Genomic DNA, 16179 nt, shown 5'->3' with positions numbered 1-16179 from the left:
TGTGTCCGATCTGTATTTGGTTCGGCATGGGCAGACCGAGCTTAACGTGCAGAACATTTTGCAGGGCTGGCAAGACTCGCCGCTCACGGAGCGCGGGCGCGAGCAGGCACTGGCGACGCGCGCGGCGTTTGAGGCGCGCGGCATCTCCTTTGACCACGCGTATTCGTCTCCGTTGGGTCGGGCGCGCCACACGGCCGAGCTGATCGTTGGCGAGGATCTTCCCATAGAGCCGGTCGATGATTTGCGCGAGTGGCGCCTGGGCACGCTGGAGGGCACATCAAATCGCGATATGCCGCCGCAGCCCTGGGGCGATTATCCGGTGGCCTTTGATGGCGAGTCGGAAGGCGAGCTTCGGGCGCGCATGGTCGCGGCGCTGTCCCGTATTATGGCCCGACCGCAGCACGATCGTGTGCTTGCGGTCTCTCATGGCTCTGCCTGCCAGGAGTTTCTTAGATGCGTGAGCGGCGGGGGAGAGCAGCCCGACAACGGTGCCGTGCTTCATTTTGGCTATTGCGACGGGGCGTTTTCGCTCCTTGATTGGTAACGAACGAAAGGACCCCTATGAACAAAGATCTGTATCTGGTCCGTCATGGACAGACAATATTCAACCTTAAACGCATTATTCAGGGGTGGAGCGATTCTCCGCTCACGCAGTTGGGCTGCGAGCAGGCGGCGCGTGCCGGTATGTTCTTGCGTGCGCGTGGCGTTGAGCCCGATCACGCCTACACCTCGACGCTGCACCGCACCGAGCAGACTATCGCCAGCCTGTGGCCGGGCCTTGCCTACGAGCGTCTGGATGGCCTGCGCGAGTGGTTCTTTGGCGACTTTGAGGCCGAGCGCGTGATGCTGATGCCCGAGCGTCCGTGGCGTGACTTTTATCGTCAGTTTGGCGGGGAGGGCCAGATGCAGGTACGTGAGCGCATGGTGACGACGTTGACCGATCTTATGCGACGCCCGGACCATTCGTGCGTGCTCGCGGTGAGCCATGCCTCGGCCATCAAGGAGTTTTTGGACCACTCTAGGGGCGCGGCGGCCGACGAGCGCGAGCGCGTGCCGGGCAACTGCTCGGTACTGCACTTTGCGTTTGACGATGCAACCGATACGTTTGAACTGGTCGAAGTCTTTACGCAGGAGGATTACGCGCGTGAGCTGGGGCTAGAGCCGCTCGTGGCGGCAGCGGGCCCGCGGCGTGGATGACGCTGGCGTTGCGGCGCGGTTTGCCGGCGTAATTGTTTGATGCGAAAGGGGCGGGGATGCATGCGCATGTATCCCCGCCCCTTGCTTGTTGAGCTGCCGAGTCTTTGTGCTGGGCGTTTAGGCCCCGTTAGAACCGTGCGATCTGGTGAGTGAGCAGACCCGTCGGAACCTGCGGCGCGCCGCCGCTGACCTGCGCGGCGGGGAACAGCACGGCCACGGTAAAGTTGAACGGCTCTTTGCCCGTGTAGGTGCCGGCTGCGCGGGCCTCGTCTGCCAGGAGCTGCGACGCCCCTGCCAGCGCGGCAGCGTAGGCGGGGTCGTCTGCCGGCGCCGGCTCCGGTGCCTGATCGAGCATGGCTCGGATGGCGGCAACGGCGTCCTCGCGCTTGACTTCCCATACGCGATGCGTAATGCCTGCGGGATCGGTGACGGCGTAGAGCGATGCGCCCTCTTTGGCGGCGCCCAGGATGATATCCATGACGGGCGACGCCTCGTAGGCGAGCGACACGGGGCGCGGCTGCACCTTGAGCTCGGTGATCGCGCGCGCGGCGCCGAGTGCGTCGACGCTCTCGGCGGCGGCCTCGTCGCTACCCGTCAGCACGTTAACCGGGCAAATTGCCACAACGCCCGTCACGCGCCCTGGCTCTCCGGAGCATTCGTACACGTAATACGCCGCACCCGGATCCTTGAGCATGAGCCCATCGGCAATCGCACCGCGCAGGGCTTCGTTGTCACTCAGAATGCTGTCCATCGCAGGCAGCGCCTCGAGCGCACGGTCCTGAGCCGGGCGGATGCAGGGAAACGGAAGAGCTTTCATGGACAGTCCTAACGCGCGAGTCGGTTTGTTTGCGGCTTATTATGCCCCAACTTGGCTATTCACGCCCCAGAGCGTGTTGTTGGCGAGCGCGATCAGCACCCGCTGGCATCGAACGATGTCGGCGTGGGGCACATATTCGTTGGGCTTATGGGCGAGCGCGAGCGAGCCTGGGCCATAGCTCATGCAGTTGCGGTTACCCGTCTTGCCGGCAATGACGGCAGTGTCGGTGTAGCCGGTAAAGAAGCCGACGGTCGCGTCCGCGCCTGTCACGTCATCGGCGGCACGCTTGAGCGCGGCTAGAAGGGGAGAGACCGGATCGCGCTCGATGGCGGGTCGGTCGCCTGTCACGGTATAGCTTCCATGGCAACCGGGGACTGTGGCTTCGGCGCCGGCGATGGCCTGCTCTACCATGCGCGTCGCGGCGGCCGTATCGGTCGGCGGCGTCAGGCGCATATCGACCCAGACCTTGGCGCGGTCGGGCACGACATAGGGGCGATAGCCGCCCTCGATCTGTCCAAACGTGATGGTCGAAGCCCCCAGCTCATCATGCACGGGCAGCGCCGCGAACGCATGGCGCAGCGCACAGACGGCCTCGGCCATGGCGGCGACGGCATCCGCTCCCTTCCAGGGCTGGCTCGCATGCGCCGTGACGCCGGTCATCTCGATCTCGAACCATGTGCGACCCTTGTGCGCCACCTGAATCTGTCCGTCGGTGGGCTCGGTGTCCAGCACCCATTCGCGCGAGCCGACCCAGCCGGCATCGATGGCGGCCTCGGAGCCGCGCATAAAGTCCTCTTCGTCGACCGAGCAAATAAGCGAGAAGCCGCGGTGGGGCAGCTCGCCCTCTGCCGCCACGCGCTCGAGTGCGTGGACAAGCGCGGTAATGGCGCAAGCCAGGCCGCCCTTCATGTCACAGGCACCGCGGCCATAGAGTTTGTCGTTGCGCACAACCGCCCCGAGTGGCGGTGTGTCCGCGTTCCAGCCATCTCCTAGGGTGACGGTATCCATATGGCAGATGTAGATGAGTCGCGCCTCGTCGCTCACACCCGGCACGGTGACCATAAGGTTGCGGCGCCCGGGGAGTACTTCGAGCTCTGCAACCTGCACGGCATCGAGCGCAGGACTATCAAGCTGCGCCAGCTGCTGTTCAATGAGCCTCTTAATGAAGTGTTCGATCTCGCCTTCGTAGGCGCCCGGGTCCGAGCTATCAATCTTCACGAGCTCCTGCGTAAGCCGCCAGGCAAAGTGCTCATCAACCATATGCAACCTCACAATCAGTTTGTTTCCAAAACCGATTGTAAGCCACCTGGAGGATTCTCGACGTGTGCGTAGCAGTATTAACCGTTCACAGGCCGAGCCATCGCGTTTGGCGTCCGGGCAGGCTCACAAACGAAGCAATGGGTACGTATCCTTCATGGATGACATGCTGTGCGACATATCTGCCTTTCGGTATCACCGGATACCTCCACAGGTCTTGGCAATAATGCCGGACCTGCCCGATTCTGCGGACGATCCGCGCAGGGAACGCCTTTGTGAGCACCCGCTCCTCAAGCATTTCCTGGGCACTCCGCTACACGTGTTGGCGCAGGGCGTCTGCGGGCGCAAGGGCGGCCGCATTGTCAGGCATGTTTGGAACGGGGAGAGGCCGTTTGGCTCCGTGCGGCAGACAGAGTTTGGCCTTGATGTTGCGTCCCCGCTCTTTACCCTGCTGACCCTGGCTTCCTCGGTCTCAAATGAGCGCCTGATCATGTGCATGTATGAGATGTGCGGCACCTTTGCCGTGTGCAAGATTGCGCCTCAGGTAAAGTCGGCACTTGAGCAGGCGTATGGGAGCCGGTGGGGTGACGCACGGTTGGGCTGGGAAAACGTAAAGGATGCCTCGGGGAATCCAACGGACCTGTGGAAACGACCGCCCTTGATTGAGCTCTCTGAACTAACCGAGTACGTCGATAAGATCCAGGGGCTCCGCGGTGCTAAATCGTTCACGCGTGCCGCGAAATGCATTACGGGGGTTGTGGCATCGCCGCTCGAGGTCCAGGCTTCGATGCTGTTTGGCCTTACGAGGTTGCGCGGCGGCGAAGGGCTGCGCCTTACCAATAACGTTGAGATTCGCATGACGCGCAGCGCCCGCCTGATTTCGGGGCTTGATAGGCGCTACGCCGATATCCTGCTGGCAAATAAGGACGGCAGCCGAGAGTGCCTGGTTGAATGTCAAGGTAAAGCCATTCACGGATCCATAGAATCCAAGATCTCGGACTCCGATCGAACGACGGCGCTGCAAGCGATGGGATATCCTGTCGTTCTGATGACCTATGGTCAGCTGGTCGACTCCGATGCCTTCCGCGTGGTGATGGAACTCATCATGTCCTATCTCGATGTGCCGTTGAAAGACAAGACGCCGCGGCAGCAGGAGCTCGAACGGCGGCTTCGTGAGGAGATTTTTATCGATTGGGCGGGAATGTAGCCGTGCGGGTGGAAAACGGTCGCGTGAGCTAGGGTTTGGTTACGAAAAGGCTTCAATTTCGCCTTTGGAGGGCCCTAAAAATGCTATCTAGAATAAGTTGTTTCGGAAAATAGACAGTCAACTTACATTCGGCACAGAGAGATCGATTTTTACCTACTAAAGTCCCTGATAAAGCTGTTTATCAGAGCAGGTGCGCTCAGTGATTTAGGCATGACTGTCGATTATCCGAAAAAACTTATTCTGGATAGCATTTTTAAAACCAGCCGGAGCAACGAAATCGGCCCCCGTTTCGCGAAAACGGGGGCCGAATGAGCTTCATTGCCTGTCTGGCAGGCTTGGCGCCGACGCTACTTGATCACGCGTACGCGATACATCGACGGAATCTGCTTGAGCGCCTCGATGGTGCTGCTGTCCAGGTGCTCGTCCGTGTCGAACATGGTGTAGGCGTTCTCGCCGGCGGACTCGTTGGTCATACGCTGCACGTTGGCGTTGTCCTTGGCCAGGATTGCCGTGATCTGGCCGATCATGTTGGGCACGTTGGCGTGCAGGCAGGCAATGCGGCTTGCGGCGCGCGCCTTGCCCATGCTGCAGGCGGGGTAGTTGACGCTGTGCGCGATGTTGCCGTTCTCCAGGTAGTCCTTGAGCTCGCTGATGGCCATATCGGCGCAGTTGGCCTCGGCCTCGCCGGTGCCGGCGCCCGAGTGCGTGGTGATAAACGTATTGGGCATCTTGACGGTCTTGGGCGTGGCAAAGTCGCAGCTAAACCAGCTCAGCTTGCCCGCGCGCAGGGCTGCGTCGACGGCGTCCTCGTCAATGATGGTCTCGCGCGCATAGTTGATGAGCACGGCGCCCGGGGCCAGCAGGTCGATCTGCTCGATGCTGATCATGCCGATGGTGTCGGCCTTGCTGGGCACGTGTACGGTGAGGTAGTCGCAGCCGCGGCAGAGGTCCTCGAGCGTGCCCACGCGCTGCACCTCGCGGCTCAGTACCCATGCGTGCTCGACGGAAATGAACGGATCGTAGCCGTAGACGTCCATGCCCAGATCGACGCAGGCGTTGGCGACCTTGGAGCCCACGTTGCCCAGACCGATGACGCCGATGCGCTTGCCCTTGAGCTCACGGCCCACAAAGGCCTTCTTGGCCTTCTCGGCGTCGACCTGAATCTCGGGGTCGTCGGCGTTGTCTCGCACCCAGTTCATCGACTGCACCACGCCGCGGCTCGAGAGCACCAGCATGCCCAGGACGAGCTCCTTGACGGCGTTGCTGTTGGCACCGGGGGAGTTAAAGACGACGACGCCCTTCTTGGCGTACTCCTCGATGGGGATGTTGTTGACACCGGCGCCGCAGCGGGCGATGGCGCGGATGCCCTCGGGCAGCTCGTAGCCGTGCAGGTCGGTGGAGCGCATCAGGATGGCGTCGGCCTCCTCGGCGGTGCCCACAAACTCGTAGCCCTCGCCAAACTCGACCTTGCCGTCTTTGGTTATGTCGTCGATGGTTTTGATCTTGCGCATGAAAAACTCCTTAGCGGGTTTGTTTATAACAAGTGGTTTGAAGTGGCTGGTCGGCCCGCGGGTTGCGGGCTAGTTAGATCGCGGACTCAAACTATGCTGCGCTTCGAAGTCCTTCATGTACGAGGCCAGTGCCTTCACATCTTCCATGGTTACGGCGTTGTAGACGCTGGCGCGCATGCCGCCCACCAGGCGATGGCCCTTGACGTTTTGAATCTGGTGCTCGGCCGCGCCTGCGACAAAGGCCGCGTCGAGTTCGGCGTCGCCGGTGCGGAAAGTGACGTTGGCGATGGAGCGGCTGTCGGCCTGCGTGGTGCCATGGAACAGCTCGCTGTGCTCGAGCAGGTCATAGAGCAGGTTGGCCTTGGCCCAGTTGCGCTCGGCCATGGCGGCTAGTCCGCCGGTCTGCTCAACCCAACGGAACACCTTGCCGCACACGTAGATGCCAAAGGTGTTGGGCGTGTTGAGCATGGAGCCCTTGGCGGCTTGGGTCTTAAGGTCCATGTACTGCGGCGTCTGCGCAAAGGCGGGGCCATCTGCGATGAGGTCGCCGCGCACGATAACCACGGTCACGCCCGCGGCGCCGGCGTTTTTCTGCGCGCCGGCGTAAATGAGCCCGTAGCGCTCAACGTCGAGCGGCTGCGACAGAAAGCAGCTCGAGACATCGGCGACCAGCGGCACATCGCCGCAAGCGGGCAGCTCGTGGTACATGGTGCCAAAGATGGTGTTGTTCTGGCAGATGTAGACGTAGTCGATCCCGTTGCCCGCGGCCTCGGCGGCAATGCGCGCGTTGATATTGGCCATGGTGGGAATGCGGTCGAAATTGGTGTCCTTGGAGCTCGCGAGCAGCACGGCCTCGCCGTACTTGGCGGCCTCCTTGTACGCCTTGTTGGCGAAGTTGCCGGTCACGACGTAGCCGGCGCGGCCGCGGCGCATGAGGTTCATGGGGATGCCCGCAAACTGCAGCGTGGCGCCGCCCTGCAAAAACAGGACGCGGTAATTGTCGGGGATGCTCAGCAGGCGGCGCAGGGTTGTCTCGGCGTCGTCGATGATCTGCTGGTACATGCTAGATCGATGGCTCATCTCGAGCACGGACATGCCGCAACCGCGGTAGTCCATCATCTCGTCGGCGATCTCGGCGAGCACGCTTGTAGGCAGCGCAGCCGGGCCAGCTGAGAAGTTGTGCACACGTGCCATCTTCTAGTTCCCCTCGTAGTCGTTTGAACGTTCGGGATACTTTAGCACAGTGGAGCGCCAGGCGCGACCGCATCACGGTAAAACTCGACTGCGCCGCTATGATTTACAGGATGGTTACATGGGGGACTACTTGAGTAGTTTGAATCTACTCAAAGGGTTCTTTCGATGGTCCTCGATTGCCAGGATGCTGATGTTTCGCTGCTCAACATCCACGTGGTAGTACACACCGTAGTGCGCGCAAAAGAAGACCCTGCAGTCAATGGGCGGAAAGGCCGCCTGATAGTAGGGGTCGTATTCTTCGCCAAAATAAGGATGCTCGGCTAGAAAGTCGATGAGGTTGCCGATTCTGGCGTAGACTCGCTCCGAAGGAATCTCGGCATAGGCATAGAGTGCCTCGTCAGTCATGACAACATCAAAAGGCTTATCAAGTTCGTCGAGCTCCGAGTAGAACTCGACGTCTGCGTTATCCAATTTCATGGCGAGCCGCCCTGATGCGATCTGCATCTGCCTTGGCCTGTTTCCACGGTCGCACACGACCGTTTACTAAGTCGTCGTAGCCACGCGTGATGGCTCGCTGGATGCGTTCTTCGCGCTCCTGAATGGCGGTTAGTGCGCGCGTCTGCTCGTCATAGGCCTCGGCATCCATGACGACAAGCGATGCCGATCCGTTTTTGGTCAGGTAGACGGGCTCTTTGGTTTGGTGGCAGCTATCCGCTATGGAACCAAAGTTGCGTTGCAGATCTGAAATAGGCTTTACGATAGGCATATGAAACTCCTTACATAGAATCATATGTATAGTTTTATCTTGATTATAGCGTAAAGACAAATGAGGACATGAGCGAGCAACCTTGCTTGTCCCATCTGGTGGCAGAAAGACGTGTATGATGCGCGGCGCGCCCGCGAGACAGGTCCATTTTAATTGCCTTGGTGCCAAGGAAAATGAAAGGGCCTTCAGGCGTTCGCGATCGCCGTTCACCGATTAAAACTACCGCTCATCAGCATATGCACAGTTGATTTATTGCACAACAAAATGTTGCTAAACAAAAACGTTCGCAAGTGGCGTATGAAGTAATCATTGGCATAATTCTTCCTTTTTTCCAATACAGCTAGTGGGTTGTTTGGGGAATATCGGGGGGTCGTTTCTGTATGGACAACAATGCTGTGAGTGCAACAAACATTTCAATGGACGTAAACGCGTACTACGAGTCGCTCATTCTGGATGCGGTCGCGCAGGCCGATGCCCCACTGCACGAAGCGCTGGTGCGCTCGAGCGTGTATCGCACCATCAATGACTCATACGAACGTGCACTAGCCCAACTAGTTATAGGTGGCGAACTTTTATACGCCAACGGCGAGTACAGCATGGCGCCCGCTGCGGCCAAGGAGGTGGCGGAACCCGCAGGGGAGCCGGTGGCTGCTGATGCCATTGAGCTTGAGGCTGTTAAAAGCGAAGGTGCCGAGGGCGAAAACACTGGGGACGAGGACGTTGACGGCACCGTTGTTGATGATGAAAACGTTGAGTCTGAAGAGGCTGCGCCTGAGGCCGTTGAGTGCGATGCCGAAGAGCCCGAAGCCACAGAGCCTGAGACACTTGAGCGCGCGGCGGCGCCGTGGGCCGACGACGCCGATATTGCAGAGCTCGAGGCCGTTGAATCCGTTACTCCTGAGGCCCCTGCACCTAAGGCTTGCGGTCCCATTTCGTTGCGTGCAGATTCGACCCTTGTGCAGTTGAAGGTTAATGAGCGCAGCTGGCCTATTCCCGTTGCCGTGGGTGTTTCGTATGACAAGAAGCCGGCCGACGGTCTGTCTCTCATGGGATACGAGTCGCCGACGGAGCCTGCAGAGGTGGCGGACGAGCAGCAGGAGTCGGCTCAAGTCGAGCAGCAGGAGCCGGTGCAGCCTGAGTGTCCCAGGCTCACGCTGTCTTTCGAGCCGCAGCAGCTGGTTATTTCCTTCTCGGATAGCCTTGAGGCCGAGGCCGCCACCGAGCTCGAGCAGCCCGCGCTTGTGCTCGAGTCTGAACTTGAACCCATTAAAGAGACCGTGACCGTCGCGGACCCCGAAGCCGAGATTGCGCCCATTTCTGAATCCGAACCAGAGCTCGAACTTGAGCCCGGCGTCATGGCTGCATCTAAGTTTGAGCCTTCCGAGGACGCCGTTAAAAAGCTCGAGCGTCCCAAGTACCTGAGCGGCTGGGACGACCCGCGCTGTGTGTTTGATACCGAGACCCAGGTTGCCTTTCTCGACAAGCATGAGATTCACGATGTGTTTTGCCTTGTGCGCAAGTTGGGCAAGGCTGAGGACGAGACCTTACGCATTGCTTTCGAAAAGCATCTTACCGCCTATGCTTTGCCGCTATCTCCGCAGTATCGCGCGCAGGCGCCAGAGCTCGGCAGACTCTCGGGCAATGCGAGGCTGACATTTGACATCTATGGTAATCTGCGCAGCATTGGGCGTGATTACCGTGCCTACGCGAACATTAAAGGACCGATTAGCGAAACACTTAGCACGGTGTATACGAGTGGCGGCGCGCCGTTATCGCTGTGGAACCTTTCGATTACTCCGGCAATTCAGCGTAAATTAAAATGGACCCTTAAAATCTACGACCTGCCTACGCTGCTCACCTACAATGCTACGTCGTTACGGAAAAGCGGCCTCGCATCTTCTGAGGTTGGTTCGATTATCGATGCTTTAAATGAGTGGCCATCGGGTCGTTTGCAGCTGGGAAAAACCAAAGACGAAATGGAACTTGCCCGTCTGGCTGCAATAGGGGGCTGGTATCCAGCTGCCGGCACGCCGCTCGAGCGCGTCGAGGCAGTTAACCGTCTTGTCAGGGATACCATTAACCGTCTGCAGCGCGAAGGCCTTGCCGTAAACGAGCCTTCGTTCCGTCTACTCTTTTGTACCAGGCTGGCGGGTAGGCTTGCGACGGGCACTAACGAAGAGGACGCTGTCAATTCGGCGCTCGCGAGTCTTAAAAGTGAATATCCCGCCTTTAGTGCAGCGGTAAAAACGTTTGAGCGTCTGAACTTTGAGCTGCCCCAGGATCAAGAAGATATTGAGGCCAGCAATACGGAATCTAACTGCGAAAATGCAAATTCGGCAGACGACGTTATTACGTCGGTCGATGAGGTTCAACCGGGCGGCGAGGTGGATGCTCAGACGGAAGCGCTTGAAGCGCAGTCCGCTCACGAGTCTGAGCAGCCGCCGGTGCAAGATCTTACGCTGGAACAGGCGCTTAAGCTTGCCGTGGGCCAGGACATTGTAAAGTTCAATAGATGGTTCACGGATCTCGCATACCAGGACCGCATCCTGATGGGCTATATGCTCATCGATGACAAGCCGGCTCGCTGGATGGATAACCTTGGCAAGTCTGCTTGGAAAATCCGCGAGCGTTACGATGCCCTTATGGCGGGGCGACCAACGTTTGACGTCGATACATTTGGTCCGCTCTTTCATACGTATAAGCTTTCCGCCAAGGAGTTTTACGGCCTAACGCAAACCGCACAGCCTGCATTCCTGTATATGAAGCGCGTATACGGACAGGGCACCATCCCGCTTAAATATGCAAGGGTCGATAAGGACCTTGCGCCGTCTGTATGCGATGCGGTTCGCGCGTACTTTGCGAGCATGGAAACCGAAAACGCTGACGAACCGGTCGAGGAGAAGGCCGCGCCGGTGGAGCAGGCTGTCGCGCCGACACCCGAGCCCGAGTCAGCGACCGAGCCCGATCCTGCGACCGAGTCCGAGCCTGCGACCGAGTCCGAGCCAGACCAGATGCCTGACTCTGCCGCTCCGGAGCCAACTGCCGTCCCGGTCCCACAACAGCCGGCAAAGCCCTTTACCAGCAAAATCGAAGACCTCACCGGCAAAGGCCCTATGTCTATCGAGGCGTGGCTGGCGTTGCTGCCCGCCGACGATGCCGACCTGCTGCGCTGGGTCTTTAGCGACAAGCCCCTTATGGATTACCCTCGCAAGCCGGCCGGACTCGGCCCTCTGCGTCGACGTCGTGATGACCTGATCAGCAACCGTCCGCAATTGGACGAGGATCAGTTTAGTTCGTTTTACATGTGTTACGACCTTACCGTGGAGACGTTTTGCGAGATAACGCAGGCGTCTCCGATGGCCTTTGGCTATCTGAAGGCCATTAAAGTCTCGAACAGGTTTAGTCTTCGCCGAGCCGCCAATGATCCGACATTGCCGCAGGAGTGGCGTGATAGGATAGCGCAGCTGCACCGCCGTCCTGCCGCGGATACGCTTCGAGCGCCTGTAAACATCGAAAAGGATAACGCCTCTCAGCTCGAGCAGATTGCGCGTAAAAAGCTGGGCAGCTTCTCCACGCGCGGTGCCGCGCTGCGTGCCTTTGCCGAGACCGGAGCTGTTGAGGAATACCACACGCTCAAAGACATCCGCATCAAGTACCAGCGGTTTTTGGATGATAACAAGTGCGGCTTTAAACAGATGTTGGTGATGCCTTCCGAAGACACCAAGTGCTTTAACGAATTACGCGGCACCGGAAGTTTTTTGGTGGCGCGTGGCAACAAGATACGCTCCTACAAGGTCGACAGCCGCTTTACGTCCGAGTTGCGTCAGATCCTGACGCTCGCCGCCGGGCGCAATATCGAGTGCGGCGCGGGTCTTATCCTGCGCGAGAACAAGGAGTTGTGCGACCTATACGACGTGCGTGATGACGAGGAGCTCTACGAGATTATCCGCACGTACGTGCGCCCGGATACGGTGCACGGTTTGCGGACGGTTGTGTCCCCCGTGATACGCTTGGGCGAGACGGATCGCAAGCGTCAGATGCTCGATGTACTGCGCGACGCGGGCACCGAGCTGTCGCGCGAGGAGTTTGCCCAGCGCTACGCGGACAAGTACTGCATAGACACGAAGACGGTTCGCAGCAACTACCTGCGCGACATGAACGCATATCTACGCAACGATCGCTACTCGTATGTCGATGTCGACCTTTCTGCCGAGCAGCAACAATTCATCAAGGACATGGTGCCCGAAGACTACGTATCGCTGCCGTACGTCAGGGCGAGCTTTATTGCTAAGTTTGGCTCCACGTCCGGTCGTCTCATTAACGATCAGACGCTCGCGCCCCTGGGCTTGGAGGTCTCGAGAGACCTGATTGTTAAAAAAGGCGTTGACCTGCGGAAATCGTTTGAAAAACTGCTTATGTCGCGCGATAGCTTTGCCTATGGGGCGCCGGGGTTTGGTGATGAAGTCATTAACCACCAGGACTTTAGGCTGGCAATAGCTCAGCTGCTACGCAACTTCACCTTTATCGAGTGTAATCACGGTTCATTTATTTCGCTCAAGCGCCTAGAGGAGTCGGTGGGAATTGGACGTACAGACCTAAGCTCGTATGCATATGCCGTTTCTGGTCGTACGGAGTCGGGCGTGCCATTTACAGTGGCAAGCCTGCGCAAGCAGGGCTTTGAGCACAAGCTCGATGCTGTGGCAGAGGAGTGCGGCTTTGACGAGGCGTTTTTCGACTCGATTGTTGTGTACGGGCTGCCGCAAGAACAGATTAGGCGCACCCGCTTAGGCGGCACCTACATGTTCTGCCGAAAGGAAGGGAGTTTCTCCATTGCCGATGCGGTCGAATATGTCGCCAAGCAAAAGGGCCCCATTGGTGTAGACGACCTTATCGATGTGTTCCAGGACGATTACGGTGTGGTCTTTACCCCTTACGACATCATCAGGGCGGTCAAGGACAAAGACCTGTTCTACAACGAGGACCTCGACATGGTCATGCCCAACAAGGAAGCGAATGCAGCTTACCTGCGCGAGCTGTATATCAAAAACAACCAATAGGAGGAGTCAACATGAACCTGCTCGAGATGATCGGCGACGGCGTCAACATTAAGCCGACCGGTGCCAACCACAAGATCGTGATCGACGGCAAGCCCGAGATGTATCCCGTCTACAGCATTAAGCTCGAGTTCCTGCGCTATAACGTGCAAAACGACCGCATCGCCTCGTGGATTAGCCGCTATAAGGCCGAACATGGCGAGGGTGCGTTTAATGAGCTGGACGTCGCGGCCTGCAACGACATCATTGAGGGTTTTATCGTCGACAGCAATAAGGATGCCATCGAAAAGACGCAGCGTAGCATTGCCCTGCGTTCGCAGGAGCGCCCCGGCGTGGTGCTGGCCGACGGCCTGATCGTCGACGGCAACCGCCGCTTTACCTGTCTGCGTCGTCTTGCCGCCGAAAACCCAAGTTTTGGCTGGTTTGAGGCAGTTATTCTTCCCGAGAGCCTGGGTAACGATTCCAAGAAGATCAAGATGCTGGAGCTTTCGATTCAGCATGGCGAGGAAGAGAAGGTCGGCTACGATCCCGTCGACCGCCTGGTGGGCATCTACAACGACATCATTAGCTCAAACTTGCTCTCGAAGGAAGAGTACGCCCAGTGCATTGGCGTTGAGCCCAAGGAGCTCGAGAAGGAGATTGTAAAAGCCCGCTATATGAACGAGTTCCTGGAGTTTGCCAACGCCAAGGACCAGTTTCACCTGGCGCGCGAGCTCAAGGTTGCCGGCGTTATCAACGACCTGCAGGGCGTGCTAAAAAAGTGCAAGAGCGACGATCAGGAAGAGGACGTTAAGAACATCGTCTTTGCCAACATGATTGCCGAGCCGCAGGGCGACATCGTGCGCTTTGTCCGTAAGATCAAGCCGATTCTGGAGGGCCCCGATGCGGATCGCTTTATCGAGCGCGAAAACGAGCTGGCCTTTGAGGTTGCCGAGCGCCTGAAGAACAAAGAGATCGTGACCTCGACCGACATCGCCGAGATTCGCGACGATGTTCAACTGGCGACAGCCTTCCGTGAGGTTATGGAGTCGGCCGAGAACACCACCAAGATGAACAAGGCCCTCAAGTCGCCTTCGCTCTCGATCATTCGCGCCATCAGGGATCTTGATCAGGTGGAGGAATCGACCTTTGGCTTGCTGCCTGCGGACGAGATTGCCAATATCGCCGCCGAGGTCGCCAAGCTCGAGGCCAGGGTGCATATGATCAAAGACAAGATTGCGTACAAGATGGGCGGCGAGGAAGCCTAAATGAAGCTGCGCCTCTCGTATAGCGACGGCATTTCCGTCGTGCCGCTCGACATGACGGTTGAGCAGCTGCGCCGCGAGCCGGTCTGGAAGATTCGGCTTTCGGCACTGCGCCGCTATGCGCCGAGCTATCGAGAGGCGGACGTGCTCTTTCCGCTGGCGATTGACGACCCGGGCGCCAAGCGCATCGTCGAGCTGCTGCAGCAGGCGGCAAGCTTTGGTGTGGAGTGCCAGGTGGACCCGGACCTGCTGCGAGGCCTTACGGCGCGTGAGGACTATCTGCGCGAGAAGGCGCGCGTGGGTCTGCTGATCAAGGCGCACGATGAATCGGTGGCCTATCGCTTTGATGAGTTCTGCCAGGCAGAGGACACCCTGATGCAACGCCCACTTAAGGACCGCCAGCTGTGGGACGCGTTCTTTATGAGCGCCATGGGCCGCAGCGCCAACTTCTCCGTTCCCGGTTCGGGCAAAACGGCATCGGTCCTGGGAACCTTTGCGTACCTGCGCGAGCGCGACCTGGTCGACCGCATCATCGTGCTTTCGCCCAAAAACGCTTTTGGCTCGTGGCGCGACGAGTGGGCCGCCTGCTTTGGCGCCGACCGCCCGCTGCGTTCGCTGTGCTTCCACGACCCCGAGTTTCGCGGTCGTTCCACGCGCGACAAGTACAGCACCCTGCTGTTCGACTACAAGCGCTACGACATGATCCTACTCAACTACGAGTCGGTCGCGCTGGGGGAGGCGGCCGCGCGCATTGCGGCCGATCGCGCCCTGGTGGTGTTTGACGAAGTCCACAAGGTGAAGCGTGTGGGCGGCAAGCGCGCAGCGAGTGCGGTGCAGATTGCCGCGGCGGCGCCGTACTTTATCGCGCTTACCGGTACGCCGATTCCCAACTCGTTTGAGGACCTATACAACCTGCTCCACTGTCTATGGCCGCGCGACTACAACTGGTACTTTGGCATGAGCGCCAATGCCCTTAAGTCGACGAGTGAGGACGACGTTGAGCATATTAACGAGTCCATCGCGCCGTTCTTTTGCCGCACCAATAAGCATCAGTTGGGCGTGCCGCAGGCCAACGAGGACCATCTGGTCGATGTGCCGGTGGAACGCTGGGAGCAGCAGCTGTTCCAAAAGGTGCTGCGTACGCTTTCGGGTGAGCCGTTCGAGATGATTATTCGCCTGTTGCAGCTTTCGTCCGATCCGCGCATGCTGGCCGAGGACCTGAGCGCCGGCGACTATGCCGACCTGTTTGACGGCGAGGTGCAGACGGGGGCGGGCAAGGCACTGGAAGGTCTGCAGGTGGATGACCGGCCCACAGCCAAGATGGTCGCCTGCCTGGATCTGGTCGCGTCGCTGGTAGCCCAGGGCAAGCCTGTCATCGTGTGGTGCATCTTTAAGCGCAGCATTCGCAACGTGGTGCACGAGCTGCACGTGCGCGGCATTACGGCCCGTGCCATCAGTGGGTCGACCGATATGCCCACGCGCGCCCGCATCATCGATTCGTTTAAGGCGGGGGAGACGAGCGTGCTGGTCACCAACCCGCACACGCTGGCAGAGTCGGTCTCGCTCCACAGCGTGTGCCATGACGCCGTCTACTTTGAGTGCAGCTACAACCTGGTGCACCTACTGCAGTCCAAAGACCGCATTCACCGCCTAGGTCTGCCGCAAGAGCAGTACACGCAGTACCACTACCTGCGCGCTGTGTACGAACGCCGTGGCGGGTCCTGGTCGCTCGACCGCAATATCTACGAGCGGCTGCAGCACAAGGAACAGGTCATGCTCGACTCGATCGACCGCGGCACGCTGGAGCCCGGCTATACCGACGAGCGCGATCTGGAGCTGGTGTTTAAGGGCCTGTTTGATGACGGGGAACAGCGGAACGAGATCAACGACCAGGACGCCGCGGGCGATACGCAAGAACGCAAGGAGATGTAA

The 16179-nt window shown here is 59.1% G+C and carries 12 protein-coding genes; 6 read left to right on the top strand and 6 right to left on the bottom strand.

Features of this window, described 5'->3' with window-relative positions:
- Position 1 precedes the first annotated feature (1 nt).
- Both ACTNDJ_RS01685 and ACTNDJ_RS01680 read left to right on the top strand, forming a co-directional pair.
- Positions 2-544, top strand: a complete 543-nt coding sequence (locus ACTNDJ_RS01685; protein WP_441083243.1) for a histidine phosphatase family protein — start codon at positions 2-4, stop codon at positions 542-544.
- Between the two features lie 17 nt (positions 545-561).
- Positions 562-1197, top strand: coding sequence for a histidine phosphatase family protein (locus ACTNDJ_RS01680; protein WP_441048236.1), 636 nt, complete (start codon positions 562-564; stop codon positions 1195-1197).
- Positions 1198-1324: 127 nt separating this feature from the next.
- Here the strand turns inward: ACTNDJ_RS01680 and ACTNDJ_RS01675 are convergent, their stop codons facing one another.
- Positions 1325-2014, bottom strand: coding sequence for a DUF1015 family protein (locus tag ACTNDJ_RS01675; protein ID WP_441083242.1), 690 nt, complete (start codon positions 2012-2014; stop codon positions 1325-1327).
- A gap of 39 nt (positions 2015-2053) precedes the next feature.
- Positions 2054-3274 carry a M20 family metallopeptidase gene (locus tag ACTNDJ_RS01670; protein ID WP_441083241.1) on the bottom strand — a complete coding sequence of 407 codons (1221 nt, stop codon included), beginning with the start codon at positions 3272-3274 and terminating at the stop codon, positions 2054-2056.
- A 397-nt stretch (positions 3275-3671) separates the two neighbouring features.
- Here ACTNDJ_RS01670 and ACTNDJ_RS01665 point away from each other — a divergent pair, with 397 nt between their 5' ends.
- Positions 3672-4478, top strand: a complete 807-nt coding sequence (locus ACTNDJ_RS01665) for a hypothetical protein (RefSeq protein WP_441083240.1) — start codon at positions 3672-3674, stop codon at positions 4476-4478.
- A gap of 347 nt (positions 4479-4825) precedes the next feature.
- On the opposite strand, the gene ACTNDJ_RS01660 is transcribed toward ACTNDJ_RS01665, so the two are convergent.
- The 4 genes from ACTNDJ_RS01660 to ACTNDJ_RS01645 form a co-directional block, all read right to left on the bottom strand.
- Positions 4826-5989: a phosphoglycerate dehydrogenase gene (locus ACTNDJ_RS01660; RefSeq protein WP_441083239.1), complete on the bottom strand. Its 1164-nt coding sequence runs from the start codon at positions 5987-5989 to the stop codon at positions 4826-4828.
- Between the two features lie 69 nt (positions 5990-6058).
- Entirely contained in the window at positions 6059-7183 is a 1125-nt protein-coding gene (gene serC / locus ACTNDJ_RS01655) for a 3-phosphoserine/phosphohydroxythreonine transaminase (protein WP_441083238.1), read from the bottom strand.
- A 126-nt stretch (positions 7184-7309) separates the two neighbouring features.
- On the bottom strand, positions 7310-7660 hold the full coding sequence (locus ACTNDJ_RS01650; protein WP_217107952.1) for a type II toxin-antitoxin system RelE/ParE family toxin: 351 nt from the start codon (positions 7658-7660) through the stop codon (positions 7310-7312).
- Positions 7647-7949, bottom strand: coding sequence for a type II toxin-antitoxin system Phd/YefM family antitoxin (locus ACTNDJ_RS01645; protein ID WP_427794330.1), 303 nt, complete (start codon positions 7947-7949; stop codon positions 7647-7649). Before ACTNDJ_RS01645 ends, ACTNDJ_RS01650 begins: the two co-directional genes overlap by 14 nt.
- A gap of 380 nt (positions 7950-8329) precedes the next feature.
- On the opposite strand from ACTNDJ_RS01645, the gene ACTNDJ_RS01640 reads away from it, so the two are divergent.
- From ACTNDJ_RS01640 to ACTNDJ_RS01630, 3 genes are read left to right on the top strand one after another with little or no spacing between them, the layout of a single operon-like run.
- Positions 8330-13006 (top strand): hypothetical protein, encoded by a 4677-nt coding sequence (locus ACTNDJ_RS01640; RefSeq protein ID WP_441083237.1) that lies wholly within the window; start codon positions 8330-8332, stop codon positions 13004-13006.
- An 11-nt stretch (positions 13007-13017) separates the two neighbouring features.
- Positions 13018-14250 (top strand): hypothetical protein, encoded by a 1233-nt coding sequence (locus ACTNDJ_RS01635; protein ID WP_441083236.1) that lies wholly within the window; start codon positions 13018-13020, stop codon positions 14248-14250.
- Complete coding sequence (locus tag ACTNDJ_RS01630) at positions 14251-16179, top strand: SNF2-related protein (protein WP_441083235.1); 1929 nt, start codon at positions 14251-14253, stop codon at positions 16177-16179.

The organism is Collinsella sp. HCP3S3_D1 (genome assembly GCF_052064015.1).
Classification (GTDB): Bacteria; Actinomycetota; Coriobacteriia; order Coriobacteriales; family Coriobacteriaceae; genus Collinsella.
This window is presented reverse-complemented; position numbering and strand designations above follow the sequence as displayed.

Excerpts from the sequence above, each read along its gene's own strand:
- ACTNDJ_RS01680 (WP_441048236.1), top strand. The coding sequence starts at position 562 with ATGAACAAAGATCTGTATCTGGTCCGTCATGGACAGACAATATTCAAC.
- ACTNDJ_RS01675 (WP_441083242.1), bottom strand. The coding sequence starts at position 2,014 with ATGAAAGCTCTTCCGTTTCCCTGCATCCGCCCGGCTCAGGACCGTGCG.
- ACTNDJ_RS01670 (WP_441083241.1), bottom strand. The coding sequence starts at position 3,274 with ATGGTTGATGAGCACTTTGCCTGGCGGCTTACGCAGGAGCTCGTGAAG.
- ACTNDJ_RS01660 (WP_441083239.1), bottom strand. The coding sequence starts at position 5,989 with ATGCGCAAGATCAAAACCATCGACGACATAACCAAAGACGGCAAGGTC.
- serC (WP_441083238.1), bottom strand. The coding sequence starts at position 7,183 with ATGGCACGTGTGCACAACTTCTCAGCTGGCCCGGCTGCGCTGCCTACA.
- ACTNDJ_RS01650 (WP_217107952.1), bottom strand. The coding sequence starts at position 7,660 with ATGAAATTGGATAACGCAGACGTCGAGTTCTACTCGGAGCTCGACGAA.
- ACTNDJ_RS01645 (WP_427794330.1), bottom strand. The coding sequence starts at position 7,949 with ATGCCTATCGTAAAGCCTATTTCAGATCTGCAACGCAACTTTGGTTCC.
- ACTNDJ_RS01640 (WP_441083237.1), top strand. The coding sequence starts at position 8,330 with ATGGACAACAATGCTGTGAGTGCAACAAACATTTCAATGGACGTAAAC.
- ACTNDJ_RS01635 (WP_441083236.1), top strand. The coding sequence starts at position 13,018 with ATGAACCTGCTCGAGATGATCGGCGACGGCGTCAACATTAAGCCGACC.
- ACTNDJ_RS01630 (WP_441083235.1), top strand. The coding sequence starts at position 14,251 with ATGAAGCTGCGCCTCTCGTATAGCGACGGCATTTCCGTCGTGCCGCTC.